This window comes from Acinetobacter baumannii (genome assembly GCF_009759685.1).
GTDB lineage: Bacteria > Pseudomonadota > Gammaproteobacteria > Pseudomonadales > Moraxellaceae > Acinetobacter > Acinetobacter baumannii.
Map to the genome: position 1 here is coordinate 2,496,948 of NZ_CP046654.1, position 23,170 is coordinate 2,520,117.

20 protein-coding genes are annotated in these 23,170 nt (G+C 38.8%); 12 read left to right on the forward strand and 8 right to left on the reverse strand.

The genetic code is table 11. The features are described from left to right. Positions 1-2 precede the first annotated feature (2 nt). Complete coding sequence (locus GO593_RS11940; RefSeq protein WP_000129799.1) at positions 3-254, forward strand: hypothetical protein; 252 nt, start codon at positions 3-5, stop codon at positions 252-254. Between the two features lie 54 nt (positions 255-308). Here GO593_RS11940 and GO593_RS11945 read toward each other — a convergent pair whose 3' ends face one another. After that, on the reverse strand, positions 309-710 hold the full coding sequence (locus GO593_RS11945; protein WP_000058923.1) for a MerR family transcriptional regulator: 402 nt from the start codon (positions 708-710) through the stop codon (positions 309-311). 65 nt (positions 711-775) lie between these two features. Here GO593_RS11945 and GO593_RS11950 point away from each other — a divergent pair, with 65 nt between their 5' ends. Continuing rightward, positions 776-1,417, forward strand: coding sequence for a cation transporter (locus tag GO593_RS11950; protein ID WP_000896577.1), 642 nt, complete (start codon positions 776-778; stop codon positions 1,415-1,417). Between the two features lie 58 nt (positions 1,418-1,475). Here the strand turns inward: GO593_RS11950 and GO593_RS11955 are convergent, their stop codons facing one another. Next, positions 1,476-2,078, reverse strand: a complete 603-nt coding sequence (locus GO593_RS11955; RefSeq protein ID WP_031945389.1) for a LysE/ArgO family amino acid transporter — start codon at positions 2,076-2,078, stop codon at positions 1,476-1,478. Between the two features lie 107 nt (positions 2,079-2,185). Between GO593_RS11955 and GO593_RS11960 the strand changes: the two genes are divergently transcribed. Beyond that, positions 2,186-3,076 (forward strand): LysR family transcriptional regulator ArgP, encoded by an 891-nt coding sequence (locus tag GO593_RS11960; RefSeq protein WP_000887369.1) that lies wholly within the window; start codon positions 2,186-2,188, stop codon positions 3,074-3,076. Between the two features lie 2 nt (positions 3,077-3,078). Here GO593_RS11960 and GO593_RS11965 read toward each other — a convergent pair whose 3' ends face one another. Both GO593_RS11965 and rsmI read right to left on the reverse strand, forming a co-directional pair. After that, positions 3,079-3,465 carry a hypothetical protein gene (locus GO593_RS11965; protein ID WP_000140384.1) on the reverse strand — a complete coding sequence of 129 codons (387 nt, stop codon included), beginning with the start codon at positions 3,463-3,465 and terminating at the stop codon, positions 3,079-3,081. A 94-nt stretch (positions 3,466-3,559) separates the two neighbouring features. Next, positions 3,560-4,396: a 16S rRNA (cytidine(1402)-2'-O)-methyltransferase gene (gene rsmI / locus GO593_RS11970; RefSeq protein ID WP_001275993.1), complete on the reverse strand. Its 837-nt coding sequence runs from the start codon at positions 4,394-4,396 to the stop codon at positions 3,560-3,562. Between the two features lie 193 nt (positions 4,397-4,589). Here rsmI and GO593_RS11975 point away from each other — a divergent pair, with 193 nt between their 5' ends. The 3 genes from GO593_RS11975 to GO593_RS11985 all read left to right on the forward strand — a co-directional run bounded on the left by GO593_RS11975 (position 4,590) and on the right by GO593_RS11985 (position 6,646). Further along, complete coding sequence (locus tag GO593_RS11975; RefSeq protein ID WP_000959396.1) at positions 4,590-4,991, forward strand: YraN family protein; 402 nt, start codon at positions 4,590-4,592, stop codon at positions 4,989-4,991. An 80-nt stretch (positions 4,992-5,071) separates the two neighbouring features. After that, entirely contained in the window at positions 5,072-5,779 is a 708-nt protein-coding gene (locus GO593_RS11980; protein ID WP_000919363.1) for a BON domain-containing protein, read from the forward strand. A gap of 3 nt (positions 5,780-5,782) precedes the next feature. Beyond that, entirely contained in the window at positions 5,783-6,646 is an 864-nt protein-coding gene (locus tag GO593_RS11985) for an alpha/beta hydrolase (RefSeq protein ID WP_001048902.1), read from the forward strand. A gap of 22 nt (positions 6,647-6,668) precedes the next feature. Here GO593_RS11985 and nudC read toward each other — a convergent pair whose 3' ends face one another. The 3 genes from nudC to dnaQ form a co-directional block, all read right to left on the reverse strand. Further along, positions 6,669-7,412 carry an NAD(+) diphosphatase gene (nudC, locus tag GO593_RS11990; RefSeq protein WP_001292948.1) on the reverse strand — a complete coding sequence of 248 codons (744 nt, stop codon included), beginning with the start codon at positions 7,410-7,412 and terminating at the stop codon, positions 6,669-6,671. Then, positions 7,405-9,054, reverse strand: a complete 1,650-nt coding sequence (locus tag GO593_RS11995) for a hypothetical protein (RefSeq protein ID WP_001289233.1) — start codon at positions 9,052-9,054, stop codon at positions 7,405-7,407. The genes nudC and GO593_RS11995 overlap by 8 nt, the downstream gene beginning before the upstream one ends. A 133-nt stretch (positions 9,055-9,187) precedes the next feature. Continuing rightward, positions 9,188-10,567, reverse strand: a complete 1,380-nt coding sequence (dnaQ, locus tag GO593_RS12000; RefSeq protein ID WP_001984886.1) for a DNA polymerase III subunit epsilon — start codon at positions 10,565-10,567, stop codon at positions 9,188-9,190. A 232-nt stretch (positions 10,568-10,799) separates the two neighbouring features. Here dnaQ and GO593_RS12005 point away from each other — a divergent pair, with 232 nt between their 5' ends. The 6 genes from GO593_RS12005 (at position 10,800) to GO593_RS12030 (ending at position 20,955) form a co-directional block, all read left to right on the forward strand. Continuing rightward, on the forward strand, positions 10,800-14,015 hold the full coding sequence (locus GO593_RS12005) for a lytic transglycosylase (protein WP_000277838.1): 3,216 nt from the start codon (positions 10,800-10,802) through the stop codon (positions 14,013-14,015). A 15-nt stretch (positions 14,016-14,030) separates the two neighbouring features. Beyond that, positions 14,031-15,866 (forward strand): extracellular solute-binding protein, encoded by a 1,836-nt coding sequence (locus GO593_RS12010; RefSeq protein ID WP_001171012.1) that lies wholly within the window; start codon positions 14,031-14,033, stop codon positions 15,864-15,866. A gap of 29 nt (positions 15,867-15,895) precedes the next feature. Next, on the forward strand, positions 15,896-16,948 hold the full coding sequence (locus GO593_RS12015) for a microcin C ABC transporter permease YejB (RefSeq protein ID WP_000536095.1): 1,053 nt from the start codon (positions 15,896-15,898) through the stop codon (positions 16,946-16,948). Continuing rightward, on the forward strand, positions 16,948-17,958 hold the full coding sequence (locus GO593_RS12020) for an ABC transporter permease (RefSeq protein ID WP_000008516.1): 1,011 nt from the start codon (positions 16,948-16,950) through the stop codon (positions 17,956-17,958). Before GO593_RS12015 ends, GO593_RS12020 begins: the two co-directional genes overlap by 1 nt. Beyond that, positions 17,936-19,525 (forward strand): ABC transporter ATP-binding protein, encoded by a 1,590-nt coding sequence (locus GO593_RS12025; protein ID WP_000550787.1) that lies wholly within the window; start codon positions 17,936-17,938, stop codon positions 19,523-19,525. The genes GO593_RS12020 and GO593_RS12025 overlap by 23 nt, the downstream gene beginning before the upstream one ends. A gap of 185 nt (positions 19,526-19,710) precedes the next feature. Beyond that, positions 19,711-20,955 carry an NADH:flavin oxidoreductase/NADH oxidase family protein gene (locus GO593_RS12030; protein ID WP_000077973.1) on the forward strand — a complete coding sequence of 415 codons (1,245 nt, stop codon included), beginning with the start codon at positions 19,711-19,713 and terminating at the stop codon, positions 20,953-20,955. Positions 20,956-21,013: 58 nt separating this feature from the next. Here the strand turns inward: GO593_RS12030 and GO593_RS12035 are convergent, their stop codons facing one another. Then, on the reverse strand, positions 21,014-23,128 hold the full coding sequence (locus tag GO593_RS12035; protein WP_000364473.1) for a TonB-dependent siderophore receptor: 2,115 nt from the start codon (positions 23,126-23,128) through the stop codon (positions 21,014-21,016). Between the last annotated feature and the right edge of the window lie 42 nt (positions 23,129-23,170).

Below are 23,170 nucleotides of genomic sequence, written 5' to 3' on the forward strand. Positions count from 1 at the left end.
AAATGACAGATATCAATGATTATGAAGATGCAGAAGATTCTGCTGTAGATGAAGATGAAGCCAAAGCGGCTGAAAGTGGTGCAGCTGATGAAGAAGCAGGCAACTTAACTGATGCCGATCTTGCAGAAGCAGAAACACTTACCGTAACCGCGAAACAAAAACAACGCCAAGCGTTGGAAGATGAAGTCGCTGCGTTTTTAGCTCGTGGCGGAAGAATCACAGAAGTTCCACCAGATGAACATAGCGATCGTTAATATTAAAAAAGCATCACTTGAGTGATGCTTTTTTATTGCCCGTTTTATGATGATTTAAGGATGGTTTTGTAGTTCTTTTAAAATGCCGCATTCATCTACTGTACGGTCGGTAGAGCAGTGTTGTTTTAAATCGATTAGGGTTTCTTTTAAAAGCAACAGTCGCTCAATCTTTTCCGATACTTCTATCAAGTATTTATTCACCAAATTATCAACTTCCGTACAAGCCCGTTTCGGCTGAGCTTTCATTTCTTTTAGCGTTTTAATATCACTGAGAGAAATATCTAATTCACGGCAATGTTTAATAAATAATAGGTCTGCGAGTGTTTGATCTGTGTAAACACGATAATTATTTTCTGAGCGCTGAATGCGGTCCAGCACACCTACTTTTTCGTAATAACGAATAGTATCGATCGGGACATCCGCTTTTTTTGATAATTGACCAATAGAAAGACTCATAAGACTTGACTCTGGAGCTACTCAAGGGTTTTTAATCACTATAAAAGAGTTTTTGAGGAAATAAAATGGCTGGATGTGGATGTGCTTCAACCTGCTCTCCTACAAAGAAAGCAAGCCCGCGCTTTAGAAAAGCGTTATGGATTGCTCTTGTAATTAATGCACTCATGTTTGTCGTTGAGATAGTCGGCGGTTATAAAGCCCAATCTGTTTCATTATGGGCAGATGCATTAGATTTTGCCGGAGATGCTGCAAATTATGCTCTGTCTTTAGTCGTGCTTTCGATGAGCCTTTACTGGCGTGCAACCGCAGCACTTGTTAAGGGTATAACGATGGCCGCTTTTGGGTTCTTCGTTATTGCAAAAGTCGTTTGGTCATTTTTTCATGGCGTTTCACCTGAACCGATGGTCATGGGGGCAATTGGGGTAATCGCTTTAATTGCTAACGTTTCTGTTGCTTTAATGCTTTATGCATTCCGCGATGGTGATGCCAATATGCGCTCTGTCTGGTTGTGTAGTCGAAATGACTCTATCGCTAACATTGCTGTTGTTTTGGCAGCTGTAGGCGTGTTTGGAACAGGCACTATATTTCCGGATTTATTCGTAGCCTTTGTTATTGCATATTTAGGTGTATCTTCGGGTTATGCTGTGATTAAGCAATCATTACAAGAAAGAAAACAATCAAAGTTAATGTTGGGTTCAGAAGCTTAATTTTGATTGCATAAAAAAGTACCATGCTTACATGGTACTTTTTTTGTTTTTGAATGCATTAGATGAGAAGTGATATTGCGATACTCCACATAACGCAACCAATCATGAAATCTAAAATTTTCCAAGCTTTTGGATTGATAAATAATGGTTTTAGAAATCTTGCACCATAGCCTAGACTGAAAAAGAAGATCCAAGAGGCAAGAATGCTGCCTAAGGCAAAACTGATTTTATCTTCTAGCTGTGTCGCAACCGAACCAATCAGTACAATGGTATCTAAATAGACATGTGGATTCAGCCAAGTAAAGGCAAGACAGGTTATAAGTGCTTGAGTTAAAGTCTGCTTTTGGCTGCTATCAAGCTCCATGCCTTGGTTAGTTTTAAACGCGGCATAGAAGGCTTTTGCACCGTAGATGAATAAGAACGTTGCCCCTAAATATTTAGCGACTGTGATTAAGATGGGTGATGCTGTCATAATTTCGGCAAAACCTAATACACCACAGGCGATTAAAATCGAATCGGACAGGGCACAAATTAAGCATAGCCAAAATACATATTGCTGTTTAAGCCCTTGCTTTAGAACAAAAGCGTTTTGGGCACCAATTGCTACAATTAGGCCGCTACCAATACCTAAACCTTTAAAAAACACACTCAGAGAAAGCATAACCATTAAGCAGAAACAAATCAGATGGGGGAATTATCTGACTTTTTATTGAGAAATAAGTAAAATTAAGAATATTTAGGTTTGGCTAAAAATAATTTAGGTTTTGTATGTTAGATAGTAAGCAATGTGAAGCTTTTCTGGCGGTTGCAGAAGTCGGGAGTTTTGATGCGGCAGGAGAGCACTTATGTATAACTCCCTCTGCTGTATCACTACGTGTACAAGCACTAGAAAAATATTTAGGGCAGATTTTAATTATACGGGGCCGCCCTTGTGTACTCACACAAGCAGGGCAAACCTTGCTCCAGCATTTACGTCATACAAGGTTAATGGAGCAAAATCTTTTACAAGGTTTAATGGGTAAATCTTCTGAATCGGAATTTTATAAAATTGCTTTAGCTTCAAATGCAGACTCATTAGCAACTTGGCTTTTACCCACTATTCAGCAAACATTGTTTAAAGAAAAAATAGTGTTAGAGCTAAAAATTGATGATCAATCACACACGCATACTTTGCTAGAAACGGGGCAGGTCAATGCATGTATTACAGCAGAAGAGCAGGTGATGGCGGGTTGCTTAGCTCAGCCTCTTGGTAAAATGCGCTATAAAATGCTGGCATCGGCCGAGTTTGTAAATCGGTGGTTTAGTGGTGGAATTAACCGAGAAGTTTTAAGAAAAACACCGGCGGTTATTTTTAACCATAAAGATTTAATGCATTCAGAGGTTTTATTAAAAGGATACGGTTTACCAATGCAGAGTTATCCTTATAGTTTTATTCCGGCAACAGATGCTTTTGTTAAAGCAATTCAACTAGGTTTGGGCTATGGTATGGTGCCCGAGCTTCAGGTTCAACCATTACTCGAAAATGGAACACTTATTGATATTATGCCTGAGGCTCAACTTGATGTTCCTTTATATTGGCATCACTGGAAAAGACAGTCGAAACAACTTGATGTACTGACTGAGACCATTGTTGAATCAGCAAAACAGATATTGAGATAATTTTAGATCTTAGTTTTTAAATGACGATTTGAAATGTGTTGAATATAAAACTCTATATCTTGTGTTGAGTAACCTAAAAGTTGTCCGATTCTACGGTCAAGCTCTAAGCGATCTTCGAGCTGAGTCTCCTTTAGTGATTTTTCAATACATAACATGAGTTCATTCAAATCTGCCAAAGACGCATCTTTATAGATCAACATAATTGAAAAGGGGAGAGACAGAGAAGTTTCAATGTCTTTACTGAGCATAGATAAAGATCCTTGCTCAAGATGTTTTATAAATTCAATAGGTAATAACTCATAAAAATAAGCGATAGGTTTTTTGCCTGAGAGTAATAATTCTAGTTCTTGTCCTTCATGCGGGCCAAGTTTTCCAAGTGATTCAGTCATATCAATACTCTTATTTTTTTATCTTTAATATTGTTATGCAAAATTTATGCGCGGTGATGACATAGGCGTTGGTCATCACCGTTTAGTTAATAAATTAAGATTGTGTTAACTCAAGCGCACGTTGATAAGCGACTTTTTTCTTAATACCCATTAAATCAGCAGCCAGTTGAGATGCTGCTTTAACTGATAAATCTTGAAGTAAGCGCTTTAAAAGCTCATCTAGTTTTTCTTGTTCCAGATCGGTTTTTTCTGGTGCACCGCCAACTACAAGAACAATTTCACCTTTTTCTTGGTTATGGTCATTTTCAATAAAACTAACCAAATCTTTTAAGGTCATTTTTTTGATCGTTTCAAATGTTTTGGTAATTTCACGCGCGAAACCTACAGGGCGGTTTTCACCAAATACTTCAGCCATATTTTTTACGCATTCTAAAATACGATGTGGCGCTTCATAGAAAATTAAGGTTTGAGTTTCATTTTTAAGTTTTTCGAGTTGCGTAATACGTTGAGAAGCCTTTGATGGTAAAAAGCCTTCAAAACTAAAACGGTCACTTGGTAGGCCCACAGCACTTAACGCCGCAATTGCAGCACATGCACCCGGTACAGGTACAACCCTAATACCATTTTCTTGAGCAGCTCGAACCAGTTTGAAACCGGGGTCGCTAATAAGTGGTGTACCTGCATCACTAATCAAAGCAATATTTTCACCAGCGAGTAACTTTTGAACTAACTGCTCAATTTTGTTGCTTTCATTATGGTCGTGGCATGCGGTAAGTGGGGTAGATATATTATAGTGTTTGAATAATTGAGCTGATTGGCGTGTATCTTCGGCAGCAACAACAGAAACTGATTTTAAGATATCAATTGCACGGAAAGTCATATCATCTAAGTGCCCGATTGGGGTGGCTACAACAAATAACTGAGCACTCATTTGGTTTTTACTCCGTACAGATAAACAATTTTAATGGGTTAGTGTACCCGAAATTATGTTTTTGGCGTGAACAATGTCAGTAGGCTTTTTATTTTTCGAAACATCTGCTTTTGATTTGTTCAATTCAAAAATAAAAAGGCATAGAACCGGCATTAACAGTATTTACATTTTTAATTGGGGAAACAAAAAAATTATGTTAGTTGCACAGCAGTTGGGCCAATGGGCGGAACAAACAGCACTAAAACTTTTAAAAGAACAAAATTATGAATGGGTCGCCAGTAATTATCATTCACGCCGTGGAGAGGTCGATCTGATTGTAAAACGCGGTAACGAATTGATTTTTGTTGAGGTAAAAGCGCGAGGGCAGGGAAATTATGGTCAAGCTTGTGAAATGGTGACCTTGAGTAAACAGAAAAAAATAATTAAGACGGCGATGAGGTTTTTACAGCGCTACCCATCTTATCAGGATTTTTATTGTCGTTTTGATGTGATTTGTTTTGATTTTCCACAGAAAATTGCAAAAACAGTACAGCAAGACTTTTCGAAATTCCATTATGATCTGCAATGGATCGAAAATGCATTTACTTTGGATTAAGAGTTCATTACTCTTTTGAGCAAATTAAAGACCGATGTTTTATGATCAAGCCAAGAAGAGATTGATAGGAGTCTGGTGGAGTGTTGAAACGTATTGCTGTAACAGCGCTTTGTGTCGCAAGTTTGTCAGGTTGCGCAAGTTTTATTTCTGGTGGAACAGGTACAGCTCCAGTTGGAACAGATAGTGGTGTACGTAGCTTAGGCCAAGTATTTATTGATTCTTCAATTAAGCGTACAGCGAATATTAACCTCTATAAGCTTGATCAGCGTTTTAAACAATCTCGTATTAACATCGAAAGCTTCCATAGCACAGTATTGTTAACTGGACAGGTGCCAGACCCATACTTAAAACAGTTGGCAGAAGACAACGTTAAAGCCATGAGTGATGTGAAAGCTGTACATAACTACATTACCGTGGGTAACAAAGTAAGCTATAACACGATCATGCAAGATGCTGGGGTAACCGCAAATACACGTGCTTTATTAATGAAAGCGCCAGTAGTATCGGACAGTAAAGTACTGGTCCATACCGAAGATGGTGTTTTATATGTGATGGGCCGTTTAAACACAGCTGAAATTAATGATTTAAACAATGTGCTTCAAAATGTCGGTAACGTGACTAAGATTGTAACGCTCATTGATAATATTGATTTAGCGCCTGCTCCGGCAGCGAGTACTGCCAGCGCAACAACTACACCAGTAATTAATAACGTTCTTGCTCAACCAACAGTTCAAACTCCTGTTGCAATTGATCCGGACCAAACAGATCCAGCATCTTCTGCACAATAAAATATGAACCTGATTGAACAATTACAAAGCAAAATTGAGCAGGCGAGAACTCTTTATAAAGAGTTCCGTCTGTATGATTTGGGGAGCTTTGCTTTAAACCGTTTTACACCAAAAGATGGTTTTGAGCAGGTTTTAAATGTGCGTTATGGCTTAAAGCCTCGCCATCGTCTAGATATTTATCGTTCTACTAAGCGCTTAGCTCATCGACCACTCATTGTTTTTGTACATGGTGGTGCTTGGCAACATGGTAATAAACGAGACTATTTATTTATAGGTGAAGCGTTTACGAAAGAAGGTTATGACGTTGCTGTCATTAACTATCAGCTCGCACCGAAGAATATTTTTCCAAGTTATGTAGATGACTTAACGCAAGCGTTAAACTATTTACACCAGAACCAAGAAAAACTGGAAATCTCGACAGAGAATATTGTGCTTATGGGGCATTCGGCAGGTGCATTTAATGTGATGTCTGCTGTTTATCACCCAAAACCAAATACAATTCAGTGTTTAGGTAATATTAAAGCAATTTTTGGTTTGGCAGGTCCTTATCATTTTGATTATAAAGGTGATCCGCTTGCCGAAGATGCTTTTGATCAAAGCATTTCTTATAAAGAAGTGATGCCATATTATTTTGTAAATCAAAATCATATTAAGCATTATCTGCTCATGGCTGAAAATGATCAGCTTGTAAAAAAAGAAAATACCTTTGATCTTGATCAGGCACTTAGACAAAGCGGAAATCACAGTCATATCGCTGTGATCCCTAAAACAGGTCATATTACAATTTTGGCTAGTTTATCGAGTTTTGTAAGTCATTACTTCCGAACTAAACGGACCATTTTGCACTTTCTGGATGAAGTATTCTAAAACATCTGTTTGAGAGCGCAGATTACTTCGCTTGAGTAATCTGCGTAATCATTGCATGTGCAATACTGCCTTTAAATGGAATTTCAGGTAACTGATCAAATTTAAAGAATTGTGCATCGGCAATTTCATCTTCTTGCAAAGAAATTTCACCTGACTCATATTCAGCTCTAAATGCAATCATGAGATTGCTTGGAAAAGGCCAAGGTTGGCTTGACATATATTGGATATTTTTGAGTTTAAGCCCCACTTCTTCTAAAGCTTCGCGCTGAACAGCTTCTTCAAGCGTTTCCCCAACTTCTACAAATCCTGCGATCAAGCCATACATATTGGTTTTATTGTGAATAGATTTCGCCAATAAAATTTCATCATCGCCTTTAGTAATGATGGTGATAATACATGGGTTTACACGCGGATATTGGTGGTAGCGACAAGAAGGGCACACCATAGCATATTCTGTAGGGTGTACTTCGGTAGCATGCCCACAGTGGCTACAAAACTTGTGATTACGTCGCCATTCGAGCAACTGTACAGCACGACTTGCCTGTAAAAATTGTTCTTTTGACCAGTTGGAAATAAGTTGACGAATTGGAACGAGTTGCAGGCCTTCCGGAATGGCTTCTTCACTCAACAGGTCACGTGCAATGACCTGTTCATCATGAGTGAAAAGCAGATCACTTGCTAACTTTTCGACTTTGGGTAATTGAAGGTTTTGGTCAACCAATAATTGTTGATGATGAAAAATATAAGCAAGTGATAACTCAGACATTAAGCTGCCTTTTTTGAAGTTGTTGACTACTTAGCAATGCTACATCAAACATGGATTGTAGAACAGGCTGTTTATTTTTTAAATTGTCAACTAACATATCTAGCCCAGCTAAAACGTTAAAAATACAGTGAATCTGATCATGATTGAAAGGCTGATTTTGATCGATTTGCTGTTGTACAAACTTGGCAGTTTCAAGTAAAGCATTTTGTTGAACTGTGCTTCCTAAAAATTCAGCCGCGCCAGCCAACTCTTTTAAAGAGCCTGCAATTGCTTCAATATTTTGAGTTTGATCGTTGGCATAGAGAGTCAAACTTTGGCATACAAAATCGATTAAATTTTTGGTCTCATTCAATAATGTCTGATGTGCTTCATCTAAACGATCTAGAGAGATATTGGTATTGTTCACACGAATTTGTAGACGGTTAGATGAATAATGGCGCACCAAAATACCAATGGCATTCATGGCAGATAAAATGCTTTTCATCAACTGCTGAGCATAGTTTTCATTACTCAATATATTGATTTGGCTTAAACTGCTGGCTTGTTGAGAAAGCTCTGAAGCAGCCTCGTTTAAGTTGAGTAATTTAAAAGTATGAGCAAGCTGCATAAGATTGCTTTGTAGTTGATGAGCTTTTTCTGGTGACATGTTTTGGTAGTTATATTCAATATCATTACGAACTTTGTTCATTTCGCTTAAGATTAATTGACTTACTGTTTGCATGGTATCAAAGTCTGGACCATACAAATGTTGGCTCAGGGTTTTGAGTTGAGTGTCGGTGAGAAACTCATGACCAATGTTTAACTGACTACGGATTTGCTGCGCAAGTTGGTCTTCTTGTCCAATCACAATACTCAGGATATCTGCTAGAGCAGTTAAGTTTGCTTCAAAGCCTTCAGGTGAAGCTAAAAATAAACTTATGGCATTTTCAAGGTTAATGAACACACGTAGGCGAGCATCATTTAAAACAAGTTCATCAATATGACTAAAGGCAGAGTTTACCAATTGCCAGTATTGCTGGCTTGGTTGACCTTGAGCCATACTCACTAAATAACCGCCAATCAGTTTAAATGCTTGAAAGTCTCGAGCATTTTCAGTTTTATTTAAAAATTGATGTAGTGATAATTTATAAAGCTGATGGATAAACTGAGTTCTTTCATTAATAAGCACTTCGGGTAACGGTAACTCAAGTGAAGCTGTTGAAAGCTTTGATGCAATCTGTTTTCCAGAAGAGGTTAGTGGCTTATTTAAAGCTTTTTCTAAATTATTTAAGGTGTCTAAAAGAAACTGAGGTACTTCGACTTCACGTAAACAGATGAATTCAATATAACGTTTAACCATGGTTGTGCCTTCACTTAAAGCAACAACGTCATCGGTATTGATGTGCTCTGGATTCGCCATAATCTTTTGCATCAACTCGGTTGAATATTGAGTGATTTTTGCCAAATACGGAATATCAATGAGACGTAAGACTTGAGTACATTGTTTAAATTGTTCTAATGCATCATCAATACCAAAAGGGAGAGCCTGTTCTTCAATTAAGGTACTTACAGCGCCTTCCACCAGTTTTATTGAATTATCAATTTCATTTTTAATGATGAGTAACGCTGTTGGATCAAATTGAATCGAATTATGCTCAGACATAAAAAATTCCCCTTTGCAAAAAAATCAATTGTTATATTCGTCATGGCTCAATAGTTTGAGCTAAAAATCTATACGACTAATATAACTTAACTTGCAAAAGGGGAAACTAAAAAAACATTAGAGAATCAAAAATTTATTTTGCAAAAAGGCAAGGTTCTCCATGTTTTTTCTCAAATTCTTTGACCCAAGTCTCATGTATGTTTAGCTCTTCATCTGAAGGGTAAATAACAGGTAATTCAATTTGAACTCTAGCTTTGGTCGTTTTTTGCTGGTCACTTTCACTTTGCGATAGGGCATCCATATCAAAGGAAACTTGACCACCGGTCATTGCCAAGTAAACATCAGAAAGAATTTCAGCATCGAGTAATGCGCCGTGGAAAGTACGGTCACGCGCTGGAATTTCATAACGTCTAACTAAGGCATCAAGTGAGTTTTTCTGCCCAGGATGCTTATTTTTCGCTAAAGCTAAAGTATCGGTAACTTCACAAACTTCTGAAAGAGCAGGTAACCCAACACGCTTAAACTCCATATCTAAGAAGTTCATATCGAAGGTTGCGTTATGGGCAATAATTTCTGCGCCTTTTAGGTATTCAAATAAGGTATCTGCAATTTCTGCATATTTTGGTTTGTCGACCAAAAACTCATCAGTAATACCGTGGACTTGAACAGAGTCACCCACTGGTTTTTCAGGATTAATATAAATATGAATCGAACTACCCGTAAGCTTACGGTTAATCATTTCGATGGCACCGACTTCAATAATGCGGTCACCATCTTGGAAATAGAAACCAGTTGTTTCCGTATCGAGTATGAGTTGTCTTGGGCCTTGTAATTTAAGCTTGGCTTCAGTCATCACAATTTGTGGATGAATATTGGTATTTTGCTGTTGTTCTTCTTGTTCTACAGCCTTAACTACATTCATTTCTTCATCCACAACAATCATCTCAACTTCTTGTGTCTGCTCTAAAGTGACCGTTTCATCTTCGGTTGTTTCAACCAGATCGAATCCGAAAGGATCGTCTAGTAACCAGTCTTGTTCAGGCTTTTTTATATCTTGCGATACAGTGGCTGACTGTGGTTGCTTAAGTTCTTGAGCAGTTTTGTCTGCACCTAAATTCGCAAGTTGGTCAGCCATTTCATTACCTGCATGTCCTGCATGGCCTTTAATCCAGTTCCATTCAATATTTCTACCCGCACAAACGGCATCGAGTTTTTGCCATAGGTCAGGATTTTTAACATCTTTCCAGTTTTTCTTTTTCCAACCATGAATCCATTCTGTAATACCTTGCTTCACATAATTTGAGTCTGTCCAGACAATTAATTGAGCATCAGGAGGGCAAAAAGAAATTCCTTCAATAGCCGCAGTAAGTTCCATACGGTTATTTGTTGTGTCGGGTTCACCGCCAAATAATTTATGTTCACCCTGCTCGGTAATGACATATGCACCCCAACCGCCTAAACCCGGATTGCCACGACATGCACCATCAACATACAGTGTGATTGTTTGAGACATAAATCGAAACCTAAACTGAAAGAAAAAGAGCTGAATTTGGTGTATTGTATACGCAAAAAGTTCGGTTCCATCGTTACAAAGCAAGCTTTTTTTAATTTCTTGTAACATTTCCATGCAAATGACATTAAATTATTGCCTTGTCTATCTTGCATGCTTTACTACAATGGCATCGAAGACCTAGGGTTTGTGGGCAGACCCCAAGAAATATTACGCGAGTTGTTTGGAAGTTTTTATGTATAAACCAACCACATTTGTGTGGCAGCCATCTGCAGCATCATTATTCAAAATTACAGTCCTTAGCTCTGCTTTAGCTGCGTTGGGTATTACAACAGGCTGTTCTTCGACTCGGCAATCTGCAAAAACCTCGAAAACAAAACAGGTGAGTGGAGCAGGCTATCTTGATGCAAGCAGTCTGGACTCTTTAGAAGACTTACTTTCAGCAACAGATATGCGTGCTGTAGAGGGCGACCGTTTACTTATTTTAAAACACGGTGATGTCTGGAAGCGTATGGCCGTAGGCTTCAAAATGGACCTCAATCATTGGGATCCACGTATTGAAGCACAGCGTAGTTGGTTTATCTCACGTCAGCCCTACCTTGACCGCTTAAGTGCTCGCGCAAGTCGTTATTTATATCATACTGTTAAAGAAGCAGAACGCCGTGGTCTTCCAACCGAACTTGCATTATTACCAGTGATTGAAAGTTCATATGACCCAGCTGCAACAAGTAGTGCGGCGGCGGCGGGTTTATGGCAATTTATTCCAAGTACTGGTCGTATTTATGGTTTACAACAAACGGGTATGTACGACGGACGCCGTGATGTTGTGGAATCTACTCGTGCTGCCTATGAGTTTTTAGGAAGCTTATATAACCAGTTCGGTTCATGGGAATTAGCTTTGGCTGCTTATAATGCTGGTCCGGGTCGTATTCAACAGGCGATTAACCGAAATCAGGCTGCTGGTTTGCCAACAGACTATTGGTCACTAAAATTACCGCAAGAAACCATGAACTATGTTCCGCGTTTCTTGGCTGTTGCACAAATTATTAAAAACCCACGCGCTTATGGGGTTTCGTTACCTCCGATTGCAAACAGGCCCCATTTCCGTGAAGTTACCTTATCTGCACCATTATCTTTAAATGAAATCGCATCGGTAACGGGCCTTAGCCGTGCTGAGTTATATGCATTAAACCCAGGCTATCGTGGTGAAACAGTAGACCCTGCAAGTCCAATGCGTATTTTGATTCCAGCTGATATAAGTCCTTCAGTGGATAACAAGTTAAAAGGGATGAAAGCAGGTGGAAGTTCAGGCTGGTGGGCAAGTGTTACTTCGCCGTCTAAACCGACCACAACGACTTCAACTTCAGTCACAGTTAGAACTACTCCATCAACTCCAGCTCAGCCAGTAAGACCATCGACGCCTGCTAAAACAAGTAGCAGCTCGGTAACGGTAAAAACTGCAACACCTCGTGGTTCTGATGCGCTAGCTGCTTTTGCAGCGTCAGCTGATGTACCAAGTGCACCGCGTATTCCTGTTGCGGTCACTCCGGCTGCAAATATCAAACCTGTGAGAACGGAACCACCAATTTCAGCAACTGAACGCGAGAAAATTTTAGCGGCAGTGCGTGCTGAAGGAGAAAAGGAAACAGTTGATCAAGCTTTAGAGCCTCAAGCTACTCAAGCTGAAAAAGACCAAGTTGTTGCCGAGTTAAAAGCACTTGCACCTCAGGGTACAGAAATTGTCGATCCGTATGATGGCAAAATTAAGTTAACCGCAATTCAGACCAGCCAATCTGTTGCTGAGCAGCAAGGTAAAGAAGTAAGTAAAGGTTTTGCTTATCCAAAAACTTTAGCTGAAGATGCAACTCTTGCAAACTCTGAAGATGCTCAGCGTAATAAAGATAAGCCTTATATTAAGACTGATACAGATGTTGTGGTTGTACAACCTAAAGGTAAGCGTAGTACTTATACAGTACAACCTGGCGATACTTTAGCAGTTATTGCCATGAAGAATGGTGTGAACTGGCGTGATGTAGCTAAATGGAACCAGATTGACCCTGAAAAGACTTTATTTGTAGGAACCAGCCTATATCTCTATGATGCTAAGCCTCAAGAGGTGGAAAATACGGCAAAATCGGCAGCTAAACCTGATGTCTATGTTGTTCAAGCAAATGACAGTTTAACAGGAGTGGCAAATCAATTTAATTTGTCAGTGAAACAGCTAGCTGAATATAACGATTTGTCTGTAACAGATGGCTTGTTTGTAGGGCAAAAATTACAGTTAAAAGAGCCTAAAGGTAATCGTGCTGCTAAAGTAGAACCAAAGGCAATTCAAGCAAGTACACGTCGCATTACAACGAAGAGTTATACTGTTAAACGCGGCGAATATTTGAAATTAATTGCAGACCGTTATGCATTATCTAATCAAGAGTTGGCAGACCTAACACCGGGATTATCAGCTGGTAGTAATTTAATTGTAGGCCAAAAAATTAATGTACCTGCAAAAGAAATCACTGTTGATGAAGTTGATGACAGCAAGGCTTCTGGTAAATATGAAAAGCTTGCAGCAGGTCCATCATATAAAACTGAAAGTTATAAAGTGCAGCGTGGTGATACATTATCAAGCATTGCGACCAAGTCTAAAATTAGCCTAGCTGAGCTTGCTGAACTGAACAACTTAAAAGCGAACAGTCATGTCCAACTGGGACAAACTCTAAAAGTTCCGGCTGGTGCATCAGTTCCTGACCAATATGTTGTGCAGTCAGGCGATAGCTTAAATGCAATTGCAGCTAAATATAACTTACAAACCAGTTATTTGGCTGATTTGAATGGTTTGTCACGTACTGCAGGCCTTCGTGCTGGTCAGCGTTTAAAATTAACTGGTGAAGTTGAAACAACTAGCAAAGTTTCGGCTAAAAATACCAAAGAAGAAACACCAGAGACCTACACAGTTAAATCTGGTGATAGCCTAGGAAATATCGCCAACCGCTATCATTTACAGTTAGATTACCTTGCTGCATTGAACGGTTTGTCTCGCAACAGTAATGTTCGTGTTGGTCAACGCTTAAAATTAACAGGTGATTTACCAACAGTAGAAACAGCTAAAACGGATACAGCAAAATCGTCTCCAAAAGCTGTAGTTGCAGGAAAAAATACTGAAAAGTACACGGTTAAGGCTGGTGAGTCGTTAAATGCTATTGCGAGTCGTGCAGGTATTTCAGTTCGTGAACTTGCTGAAATGAATGCATTAAAAGCAAATGCCAATTTACAGCGTGGACAAAATATTGTGATTCCAAAAACTGTAGTGGAATACAAAGTCAAACGTGGTGATACCTTAATTGGTCTTGCGAGTAAATATGGTTTAGAAACCACTTTACTGGCGGAACTCAACAACCTAACACCGTCGACTCAATTGCGTATTGGCGATATCATTAAAGTGCCTAATTTATAGAATAATTAGTACTTTATGCAAAAGTTATATTCTCAACTGAGCCTGCTAGTCGGGCTCAGTGTTTTTTCGCAAGCTATATTCTCTGCTCAGCAAACCACGCCGTATATCGCAATTCATTCTAAGCCTAAATATCTGGCAATGGCTGCTATGCCTTATGCCAACCCGAATGCACCTAAAGGCGGAGTATTGAGTCAGGCTGCGCAAGGGACATTTGATAACTTAAACAGTATGAACGGTAAGGGAAATGCGACAGAAGGGGTAAATTATCTTTTTGATACTTTAATGACCCAGTCACTTGATGAAGTGGGGGTGTTATATCCACTTCTGGCAGAAAAAGTTTCGTATGATCCTATAAAAACTCAGTCAGTTATTTTTTATTTAAACCCAAAAGCTCGATTTAGTAATGGGCTGCCCGTAACAGCTGAAGATGTGAAATTTAGCTTTGATACCTATCAAACCAAATCTAATTTTGGTCTACAAATGTATCTTGCAGACTTAGCGAAAACAGAAGTGATAAACCCACATCAAGTTAAATTCACTTTTAAGTCCAGCCATAATCCTAAAATGCCATTTGTTGTAGCGAGTTTACCGATTTACTCAAAAGCAGATTGGCAGAAACGTGATTTTACCCGTATTAGCTTGCAACCGATTATAGGTTCTGGGCCTTACGTGGTTGAGAAAATTGATGCAGGACGAAGTATTAGTTATAAACGTAATCCGAATTATTGGGCAAAAGACTTACCTATTAATAAAGGACGCTATAACTTCGATCATTTAAAGTATGTTTATTACCGAAATTGGGATATTGCATTCGAAGGTTTTAAATCTGGGCAATATACCTTGCATGAAGAAACTAATCCTAAAAAATGGGTCACTGACTATCATTTTCCGGCTGTAAAAGCAGGTTTGGTAACGCAATATAAATTTAGACATCATAACCCCATTGCAACCGAGAGTTATGTTTTTAACACACGGCGCAAACCTTTCAATGACATCCGCTTTAGACAAGCCTTGACTTATGCCTATGATTTTGAATGGCAAAATAAAGCTTTGTTTTACGGACAATATCAAAGACTACAAAGTTATTTTGAAAATAGTGATTTGGCAGCGACAGGTCGTCCTTCAAACAATGAAATGGCCATATTAAAGCCTCTGTTACCAAAGCTTTCTCCAGTCATGCAAAAAGCTGTTTTGACAGACTGGAAATATCCTGTCTCGGATGCCAGTGGTTTTAACCGGCAAAATTTATTAATTGCTAGACAGTTGTTGATTCAAGCGGGTTATAAAATTAAAGAAGGGCAATTATATACACCCGAAGGCAAACCTGTAAAAATTGAGTTTCTCATTCAGCAAGATGGCAAACAAAGAACACTGATGCCATTTGTAAGAAATTTAAAAAAATTAGGAATTAATATTAATTTACGGCAGGTTGATGCGCCGCAATATTTAGAGCGTACACGCCGTTATGACTTTGATATGACTACGATGAATTTGCCGCAATCTTTAAACCCGGGCAATGAACAGGCTCAGTTCTGGGGAAGTGCAGCAGCAGTTCAAGATGGCAACTATAACTACGCTGGTATTCGTAATCCGGTAATTGATGAGGTGATTTCAAAACTGGTCACTGCCAAAGACCGTGAACAGCAAATCACTTATACTCATGTTCTTGACCGATTGCTTCGTGCAGGATATTACCAGATCCCGACTTATGGAAAAGGGGATTATTGGTATGCGTACTGGAATATGTATCAGCAGCCTAAAGTGAAACCTGTGCTCTCTGCCGGTATAGAGTATTGGTGGAGTAATGCAAACCAAGCTAAGAAAGTTGCTCAATATTTACATCAACAATAAAAGCACGTACCTAAAGGAAATCCTGTTATATGGGTTCATATATTCTAAAGCGACTTCTTTTAATGATTCCAACGTTGTTCATTATTTTATTGATCAACTTTGTGGTCGTGCAAATTGCACCGGGTGGACCAGTTGAACAGGCAATTCATGAAGTAGAAAGTGGCTTAGGAGCAGGGCGTATATTAGGCACTGAAATGTACTATCAAGGAGCTAAAGGCTTAAGCCCCGAAATGGTTGAGCAAATTAAAGCCCAATACGGGTTTGACCATCCTCCAGTGGAACGTTTCTTACTGATGTTAAAAGGCTATTTGACTTTAGACTTTGGACAAAGCTTTTTTAAAGATAAATCAGTGGTTGAGCTGCTCTGGGAAAAAATGCCTGTGTCAATTTCACTTGGGCTATGGAGCACTTTGCTGATTTATCTTATTTCAATTCCGCTCGGTATTAAAAAAGCCAAACAACAAGGTACATGGTTTGATCGTTCCACTTCTTTATTGCTAGTGGTGGGTTATGCAGTACCCAGCTTTGTCTTTGGTATACTGCTTATTGTCTTTTTTGCTGGCGGTTCATATTTTCAGTGGTTTCCATTACAAAACCTAGTGTCAGATAATTTTTATCAATTGAGTTGGTTCGGAAAAATTACGGACTATTTATGGCACATGACGTTGCCGCTTATTACCATGGTGTTGGGTGGTTTTGCCAGCCTAACTTATCTAACCAAATATTCATTTTTAGAAGAGCTTAATAAACCTTATGTCTTGGCAGCTTATGCAAAAGGTTTAAATAGCCAACAAGTCTTATATAAACATGTATTCCGTAATGCCATTTTAGTGGTTCTTGCTGGATTGCCTGAGGCTTTAGCAGGCATTTTCTTTGTGGGAAATCTTTTTATTGAAATTATTTTTCACCTAGATGGTGTGGGGTTGTTGGGCTTTGAAGCAATTGTTCAGCGAGACTATCCGGTTATTTTTGGCGTATTATTTTTCTTCACGCTGTTTAGTCTGCTTTTACGACTTATTTGCGATGTACTGTATCAATGGATTGATCCGCGTATTCACTTTGACGCACAAGGAGGCAAATAATGTCTTTTATTGTGCGATCACGACTGCAAAAGTTTAGGCAACATAAATTAGGGTGGGCAAGCTTTGTTTTGTTTAGTCTCATTTTGATGATGTCCTTGGCTGCTGAGCTCATTGCTAACGACAAACCATTGTTGGTGAAATATGAGGACGCTTATTATTTGCCTGTCTTTAAAACATATCCCGAAACCACTTTTGGTGGCGTGTTTGAAACAGAAGCAGATTATAAAGATCCCGCTGTACAAGAGCTTATCAATCATAAAGGATGGGCTATTTGGCCCCTTATAAGATTTTCTTACCAGACTCCTAATTTAGACTTGGCTGTACCTGTGCCATCGCCACCTTCTAAGCAGAACTGGTTAGGAACAGATGACCAAGGGCGAGACGTGTTTGCACGTATTCTCTATGGGCTTAGAGTCTCATTACTTTTCGGCTTGGCTTTAACAGGTTGTGCAGCACTACTTGGCATTTTTGTGGGTGCTATACAAGGCTACTATGGTGGCTGGGTCGATTTGTTAGGGCAACGGTTGGTAGAAGTCTGGAATGGTTTACCTATGCTCTTTATGGTCATGATTTTGGTCAGCATGTTTACCCCAAATGTATATTGGCTATTTTTTATTATGCTGTTCTTTAGCTGGACTGTACTTGTGGGAATTGTCCGTGCCGAATTTTTAAAAGCGCGTCAACTTGACTATGTACGTGCGGCTCAGGCTTTAGGTTTAACTGATAGAGCAATTATCTTTAAGCACATTTTGCCAAATGCCATAAGTTCTAGTCTATCGCAGTTACCTTTTATTTTGACCACAAATATTATTGCTTTAACCGCACTTGATTTCTTGGGCTATGGTTTGCCGCCAGATGCAGCCTCTTTAGGTGAGTTGTTGTTGCAAGGTAAAAATAACTTAGACGCACCGTGGTTGGCTTTATCTGGGTTTTTTAGCCTTGCTTTTGTGTTGTCATTATTAATTTATATTGGGGAGGCGGCACGTGATGCATTTGACCCAAGAAAATAACTTAAATGTAGATGCTAGATTGCTAAATATAGAAAACCTTTCAATCTCTACGCAAGATCAGCCTTTATTAGAAGGTCTCAATTTACACTTAAAAGCTGGTGATACGCTTGCAATTGTAGGTGAAAGTGGTTCAGGTAAAACAATAAGCTGCTTGGCGATGATGGGATTATTACCAGAAAAATTAAAAACATCTGGTCGTATTATTATTGATTCAAAAAATATTTTACAAATAGACGAAAAGACTGGAACTTATTTACGTGGTCATCATATTGCCATGATTTTTCAGGAGCCTTCTACGGCTTTAAATCCATTGCATCGTGTTGAAAAAATTGTCGGTGAAAATTTTATTTTACAAGGTGGGTCAAAAGCGAAAGCTCAACAGCAGGTAATTCAATTATTAAAAGATGTAGGAATTGCTAATCCAGAGTACATTTTAAAACGTTATCTGCATGAGCTTTCAGGTGGTCAAAAACAGCGGGTGATGATTGCGGCTGCGCTAGCTCTTCAACCTAAAATTTTAATTGCAGATGAACCAACCACCGCGCTTGATGTGATTTTACAGACGCAAATTTTAGAATTATTAAAATCTTTGCAAAGCAAATATGGTATGGCACTGATTTTGATTAGCCATGATTTAAATTTGGTACGCCGTTATGCTGATGAACTGATTGTATTACATAAAGGACAAGTTGTAGGGCAAGGTAAGCTTCAACAGATTTTTGAACACTCAACTTCAGTTTATACCCAGCAATTGTTAGATCATGATCTTGGTTTCGCTGAGCAACATTCAACCAGTCATAAAATTTTATCTGTTCAACAACTCAATGTTAAATATCCAATACGACGTGGTTTCTTTAATCGAATTCAGGGTTATACCAATGCGGTTGAAAATGTAAATTTTGAGCTTGCTCAAGGCGAAGCATTAGGCATTGTGGGTGAAAGTGGATCCGGAAAATCTTCATTGGCTTTGGCTCTGGTTCGATTAATTAAAAGTGAGGGACAGATTAACTTTCTAGGGCAAGATATAAACCACTTAGAACAAAAAGCTTTACGCAAGATCAGGTCAGACTTACAGATTGTTTTCCAAGATCCATTTGGTAGTCTAAACCCACGTATGACGGTAGGGCAGATTATTGCTGAAGGGTTAAAAGTCAAAGCGATAACTGATAAAGAAATTAAACAGCAAGTTGAATCAGCTTTGATAAAAGTTGAGCTGGCAGAGGGCTTTCAACATCGCTATCCACATGAACTTTCTGGTGGGCAACGACAACGTGTTGCTTTAGCGCGAGCTTTAGTAGTTCAACCTAAACTTTTAATTTTAGATGAACCAACGTCTGCCTTAGACCGAACCACGCAAAAAGCGATGATTCAATTATTACGACGTTTACAGCAAACAGAGCACTTGAGCTATATTTTTATTAGTCATGATTTAAATGTGGTCAAAGCACTGTGTCATAAAGTGATGGTATTACGACATGCAAAAGTTATGGAATATCAGCCGACTGAGCAGTTGTTTAATGCCCCAAAAACTGAATATACCAAGCAGTTAATTGCGGCAAGTTGTTAAATTTATTTAATAAAATTATGTTTTATAAAAATAAATTTTATTTAAATTTTTAATGCAAAAAGTTGCATTTTTTTATATTTTTTAAATTTGACATGTGCTATTGTCAGTTATCGATTTTCCCTTGACATGACCTATAACTCATCTAAATTAGAGTAATTGCTCTAAAATATTAAAAGAGGTTAACCATGAGCCAGATTGCACAACCAATCACAATTCGAAATACCACATTTAAAAACCGGATTATTAAAGGTGCAATGAGTGAGGCACTTGCAAACTATGAAGGCCAGCCGAATGAATTACATTTAGGTTTGTATAGTGCATGGGCCAAAGGTGGTTTGGGCTGTGCGATTACTGGAAATGTTATGGTCAATGTAGAGGCCAAAAACGAACCTGGGGTAGTGGTGATTGAAACCGAGCGTGACCTAGAGCGTTTAAAAGAATGGGCAGCAGTCGGTAAACAATATGGGATGGTACAACTTATCCAATTGTCTCACCCTGGTCGTCAGTGTCCAAAGGGCCTAAATAAAGAAACAGTTGCACCTTCGGCAGTTCCTTTTAGCCCAGCTTTAGCGACTATGTTTGGTACTCCACGTGCTCTTACGCATGAAGAAATTTTGGATATTATTAAACGTTTTGCGAACGCTGCTCGTATTTGTGAAAAGGCGGGTTTTGAAGGGGTACAGTTACATGGTGCACATGGCTATTTAATTAGCCAGTTTTTATCACCATTAACCAATAAACGTACAGACCAGTGGGGTGGTTCAATCGAAAACCGTACTCGCTTTTTACTAGAAGTTTATAAAGCAGTACGTGAAGCAACTTCTGATAATTTTATTATTTCCGTTAAGCTCAACTCTGCCGACTTCCAGCGCGGTGGTATTAGCGAACAAGATGTGATTTCGGTATTTAAAGCAGTTGATGAAGCAGGGATCGACTTAATTGAAATTTCAGGTGGAACTTACGAAGCACCTGCAATGGCTGGTGCAAAAGCCGATAAACGTAAAGCAAGTACCATTGCACGTGAAGCGTATTTCTTAGACTTCGCTGAAAAAATCCGTCAGCATGTAAAATGTAAACTTATGGTGACAGGTGGCTTCCGTACAGTAGAAGGCATGAATGCTGCTTTGGCAAGTGGTGCATGTGATTTTATTGGTATTGCTCGTCCACTTGCAGTTGAAACAGATTTAACAGAACGTTTAATTGCAGGACAAGACGTTCGTTATGCAGTAAAACCGATTAAAACAGGTTTACCTTTTGTCGATAAAATGGCGATTATGGAAATCATTTGGTATGCAGCACAATTTAAAGCTATTGGGCAGGGTAAAAAGCCAAATCCTAAACTGTCACCTCTAATTGTGTTTCTAAATTATGCCAAGGGTAATATTAAGGCTGTTGTTCAAGGACGCGTGAATTCACGTAAGTCAGCGTAAAAATTTCTTAAAGTAAAGGTACTATTTCTAAGGATGAAATAGTACCTTTATACTCAATTTAGAACGTATAGCTCATACCTAATTGAACGGTACGTGATTCACCCGGATAAGCATATAAATTGAAAGCACTTTCATCATAAACTTTATCAAAAATGTTCTTCACATCTAAGTTAAGACGAAGTTTTGGTGTCGCCTGATAATAAGAAACCAAATCTGTAACTGCATAACCTTTCATGATATAGGTACTATTGGCTGTCTGACCTGCACGTTTATCAATATATTTTTGATTGATGCCTAGACCTAAGCCTTGTAAAGGGCCATCTTGAAATTCATAGATATTTAAAAGATTAAAACTATTCTTTGGAATATTGGCTAGAGCTGTTCCTTTGTGCAAAGTATTGTCTTTAGTTACTTCCGCATCTGTATAAGCATATCCACCAATAATTTTCCAGGCAGGTGTAATTTGACCAGCAATATTTAACTCAATGCCACGGCTACGAACTTCGCCAGCAGCGACTTTATAAGCTGAATCAACAGGGTCTAGTGTTAAGACATTTTCTTTATTGGCGTAAAAAATAGCGGAATCAATCGATAACATATTATCAAGTGCTTGCCATTTAAAACCTAACTCGTAAGCCGTACCTTCTTCAGGATCAAAACCTTCTCCGTTACGGCTGGCGCCAGTATTTGGTTTAAAAGATTTTGCAGCATTGCCATAGAATGAAAGGTCATCACTTGCTTTATAAACTAAGCCTAAACGTGGAATAAATGCATCATGACTGGTATTCCAGTTGGTAGTATTTGGTAATAGGTTTTTGTAATCGTGCTCGTAATGCTCAAATCGTAAGCCTAAGAGTGCGCTTAAACGCTCATTTAAGTCGATTTGGTCTTGTACGAAAAGGGCCGTTGTTTTTAAGCTTTCACGGTCATGTGTGGTTACACGATTGAGCTCAGGTAAAGGTTGCCCTAAAACTGGATTATAAATATTAATAGGGTAGCTACCGATATCTCCGCTTGAGCGAATAATGTATGACTTATAATCATAATTTTCATATTCAAGCCCAGTCACTAAAGTATGGGCTAAACCTAAAAGCTGAAAATTACCTGTGAGATTAATTTGGGCATCGGTATCTTGCCATTTTAATTCGCGATAATTGTAATTTCGCCCTAATGTTTCTCCATCAGCCTGAATGCCATTTGCTTCTACTGCATAGCCATGCAATTTGCCATTTAAATATTGCACGCCAGCATTTAGCTTCCAGTCATTCCCAAGGTCATGTTCAACTCGTAATTGAGTCATATTGTTATCATTGTAGAGTCGATTGTAGTATTTACCCGTTTCCCATAAATAGGTTTCTGGTGAGCTATTAAAAGATTTCTGTGTTGGATAACGTGTATGACCACGGTCGAGTGGATGTTGGTTTCTTAAAATATCGGCTTCAAAAGTAACCTTGGTGGCATCAGTAGCTTGCCATTGAATGACTGGTGCAATTCCATAACGTTTAGATTCGACATGGTCACGGTAACTATCCCCACCTTCTGCAATTACATTTAGGCGATAACCAATATTTTCTGCATTTGGGATAGTACCTGTTGTATCGACAGTAGTGCGATATAAACCTTCACTACTGAGCTGTGCACCTAAAGTGGTTTGTTGCTCAGACTTTGGTGTTTTAGAAATTAAGTTAAATGTACCACCTGGGTCACCACGTCCATATAAGCTAGAAGAGGGGCCACGTAAAACGTCTACACGTTCAATTGTGTTGCTATCCGGCGCATTTGGATAGCCACGGTTAATTGGAAACCCGTTTCGATAAAACTCACCACTGGTAAACCCGCGCACGTTAAAACCAGTTAAACCTTGACCACCAAAGTTATTAGCACGAGTCACGCCACCAGCTAAATCAAGTGCTTCAACTAAGCGAGTTGCACCAATATCTTCAATTACTTTTTGGGTTACCACGCTCACAGATTGCGGGGTATCTTGTAATGCAATTTCACTACGCGTAGCACTACTGGAACTATCCACTTTATAAGTCTGGTCAGATGCCTGTTGGGCTTTAATTTTGATAGTTGCAAGAGTAGTTGAAGAGTTGTTCGTGTCTGCAAAAGCAGCTGGAATACAGCATAGTTGTGCAATACTCAGGGAGAGAAGGCGAAGCTTAAGATCCATTTAAAACCTTTTTGATAATAAATATCAGTATAAAAATAAGAA